The sequence below is a fragment of the Pseudoalteromonas sp. SR45-5 genome, from assembly GCF_014163565.1.
Classification (GTDB): Bacteria; Pseudomonadota; Gammaproteobacteria; order Enterobacterales; family Alteromonadaceae; genus Pseudoalteromonas; species Pseudoalteromonas distincta.
Genome location: NZ_JACJDN010000486.1, coordinates 1 through 3117 on the forward strand (window position 1 = coordinate 1; position 3117 = coordinate 3117).

At 40.7% G+C, this 3117-nt stretch carries 4 protein-coding genes and 1 pseudogene; 1 reads left to right on the forward strand and 4 read right to left on the reverse strand.

Annotation, left to right across the window (positions count from 1 at the left end; genetic code table 11):
• The 4 genes and pseudogenes from H5072_RS15470 to H5072_RS15485 form a co-directional block, all read right to left on the reverse strand.
• Window positions 1-314 (reverse strand): annotated as a pseudogene (locus tag H5072_RS15470) (sensor histidine kinase); the annotation flags it as partial.
• Between the two features lie 10 nt (window positions 315-324).
• Window positions 325-1050 carry a response regulator transcription factor gene (locus H5072_RS15475; protein ID WP_166377902.1) on the reverse strand — a complete coding sequence of 242 codons (726 nt, stop codon included), beginning with the start codon at window positions 1048-1050 and terminating at the stop codon, window positions 325-327.
• A gap of 62 nt (window positions 1051-1112) precedes the next feature.
• Window positions 1113-1847: a spondin domain-containing protein gene (locus tag H5072_RS15480; protein WP_024607274.1), complete on the reverse strand. Its 735-nt coding sequence runs from the start codon at window positions 1845-1847 to the stop codon at window positions 1113-1115.
• 10 nt (window positions 1848-1857) lie between these two features.
• Window positions 1858-2559 (reverse strand): spondin domain-containing protein, encoded by a 702-nt coding sequence (locus H5072_RS15485; protein WP_182694027.1) that lies wholly within the window; start codon window positions 2557-2559, stop codon window positions 1858-1860.
• 185 nt (window positions 2560-2744) lie between these two features.
• Between H5072_RS15485 and H5072_RS15490 the strand changes: the two genes are divergently transcribed.
• Window positions 2745-3110 (forward strand): DUF4870 domain-containing protein, encoded by a 366-nt coding sequence (locus tag H5072_RS15490; RefSeq protein WP_024595771.1) that lies wholly within the window; start codon window positions 2745-2747, stop codon window positions 3108-3110.
• Window positions 3111-3117: the final 7 nt, after the last annotated feature.

Consider the following 3117-nt stretch of genomic DNA (forward strand, 5'->3'; position numbering starts at 1 on the left):
CGTTTAACTTTACCCGGCTTTGCTGAGTAAGTAAGAATTTTTCCGGTTTCGTCTACAAAATAAAATTCAAACGCAGGGCCTAATAACATCAAGGTATGAAAGAGGTTTTCAAGCGCTTTATAGTCGTAAACACCTTCTTTTATTAATGGGTTATCTTGTACTAAATGCTCGGCAAGCGCCAAATGTAAATTTTGCTCAGCATGATGTTTTGAGGTGAGTTCTAATTGCTTGCTCCAGCCGTAAACTAGGGCGCAAATAAAACAAAAAATGACAACTAGCGATATAGCTAATTTTTGATACAAAGATAATTTCATAAAAGGTGTCTTAATTGAGTTGGCTAGGGTTTAGTTTGTAACCAACTCCCCAAACTGTTTCGATGATAGGCGCTTGTTGGTGTTCTTCTAGCTTGGCACGTAAGCGGTTTATATGTGAATTAACCGTGTGCTCGTAACCACTGTGTTGGTAACCCCATACTTTATCGAGTAACTGCTGACGGCTAAAAACATGATTAGGATGGCGTGCAAAGTAAACGAGTAAATCAAATTCGGTGGCGGTAAGGTTAAGGGCTTGCTTGCCTAAATACACTTGGTGCGAACTAAATTCTATATTGAGTGAGCCTACATTTAGTGTTTGTTCGCTATCAACGGGGGAGTTGTCGTTGTTTTGGCCTGCGAGTAGTTGTGCTCTGTGCCGTAATTGGGTTTTGACTCTGGCTTGTAATTCGCGTGCAAAAAAGGGTTTACAAATATAATCATCGGCGCCCATTTCAAGGCCAATAACTCTGTCCATATCGCTACTCAGCGCGGTGAGTAAAATAACGGAGGTAGTAGGGTAATGCTCTTTTATTTTTCGGCATAAGCTCAAACCATCCATTTGGGGTAAGTTTATATCGAGTAAAATAAGTCCGTAGGGATGCTTAGCTATTTTTTTTAAGGCTAGTTCTGCGCTTACAACATGATCAACATGTAAGTTAAGCGACGTTAGCTGCGTGGTAATTAACTTACCTATTTCTCTGTCATCTTCTACTACTAATATTTTTTCGTGACGCATGTATAACCTCGTAAAAAGGGGGGCATCCGTGCTCCCTTACTTCCCCATTACAAGCTGGAACGTTACTGCGTGCGCGTAATTACTATTTTCGATACTGGGTTATCAAACTTATGTTCAACACCAAGTGCTGATGTAGATAATCCATCTTGATTTGAAACAATGCCTGGATGCATCGTTATTATATCGGCTGTATCGTCACGTATTTCGTTAAACCCTTCACCACTAGCGGCAGGACCTGGCACAGTTTCAGCTGTTTCTGTATTTGCTTCCGTACCCGCATCATAAGCAGTCGTAGTGCGTGATAACGAACCGCCAACTTCTAATGTTGATACATCTAAAGAACTAAGACCGGTAAAAGCATCATTTGTATTCCCAAGCATGGCAGCAAATGACAAATTAAGCGTTTCTTGCTCTTCAACAGTAATGATTACTGTGGTGGTTTCACCAGGGCCAATAGCGCCTTCAGCTGAAACTGCAGCAAGTGCACTTTCGTAGCTGAGGTATTCTTCATTTGCACCGCTTTCTGCAAGCATTTCTAAGCCAACAGAAGCTGTTGTACCGAAGGTCCAAGGTGCTTCATCTTCAAAAGCAATGACAGAGAGTGGTGACAAAGGCTGTCCTGCAGTTAAGTTACTAAAAGTAATAGTAAACTCACTGATCACAGGTTCTACAACAATTGGCTCAACAACGACCGGCTCTTCAACAACTGGGTCGTTATCATTATCGCTACACGCTGCAAGTGTGGTTGCAAGTGCAAGCACTAGTAGACTTTTTTTAAGGTTGTTAGCAGATGACATAATCATGCTCCTACTTAACTGTAACGGTTAATTGTGCTACTGGGTTTAACCATCTGTGTACTGTATTACTTAAATCGCTATTACCCGCTTCTAAATCGTCATCACCTAAGCTACCCGGGTGAATATGAATGTTAGTGTTTGTATCACCACTTAATACACCTGTACCGCCAGTGCCAGCGTCGCCACCTGGAGCAGCAGGAATACCCGGAGTACCTGGTGCGCCAGAGCCTTCAACTACAAGCTCATTGTTTTGTTCTGTGCCTGCATCGTAAGCATTTAAATTAATTGTGTAAGTACCCGCTTCTGTTGGGATTTTCCAGCTGTTTAAGCCTACAAAGCCATCATTAGTTGGTAGCATCATTGCAGTTAATGATAGGTACTCGTTACCGTCGATAGTGGTAAGTGTTGCCGTTGTAGATGCGGCTGGTGCAAGTAAACCTTCAGCTGGATTTGCAGCCATATCACTGCCCGCTGCAGTTGCTTGTGCAACTAGCTCTGCAATATTACCGCCTTCAGCCATTGTTTGTAATGCTGTAGATGCTTGCGTTGCTACTTCAAATAGTGTGTCTTCGCTGTTGTGTGCTGTAATTAACAGTGGAGTAAAGTGAATACCTTTGGTTAGGTTAGTTACTTTTAGGTCTAATTCTGCGGCCATAGTCGATTGGCTAGCTGCCGCTAAAAGAATTGCGATTGTTAATGTAGAAGTTTTCATTATTATTTCCTGTAAGTGATGATTCGAGTTGAGTATTGAATAATCGTCTCCAGAAACTCTCACAAACTTATCACTTTTTTATCACAAGATTTCACGCTGTGATTTTTAAACATAAATACGTTGGTTGATTTGTAGACATTTGTTTAGTTAAGAGGCAACATACATAAAACAAAAAGGAGAGTGTTATGGAAGAAAATCAGCAGGTTGAACCAGTTAATAAAGATGACCGTACGTGGGCTATGTTATGCCATTTAAGTGCGCTTGCTGGGTTTGTTGTGCCGTTTGGCTCAATAATTGGGCCATTAATTGTGTGGTTAATTAAAAGAGATGAAATGCCAATTGTTGACGTGCACGGTAAAAAGGCGCTTAACTTTCAAATAACGATGGCAATTGCATATGTAGTTTGTTTTGTACTGATGTTTGTAGCAGTCGGCTTAATATTACTACCTATAGTGGCAATTTTTGGGTTTGTAATGGTTGTAATGGCAAGTATTAAAGCTAATGAAGGTAAAGAGTTTAATTACCCGTTTAGTTTAAATTTGATAAAATAAACACACA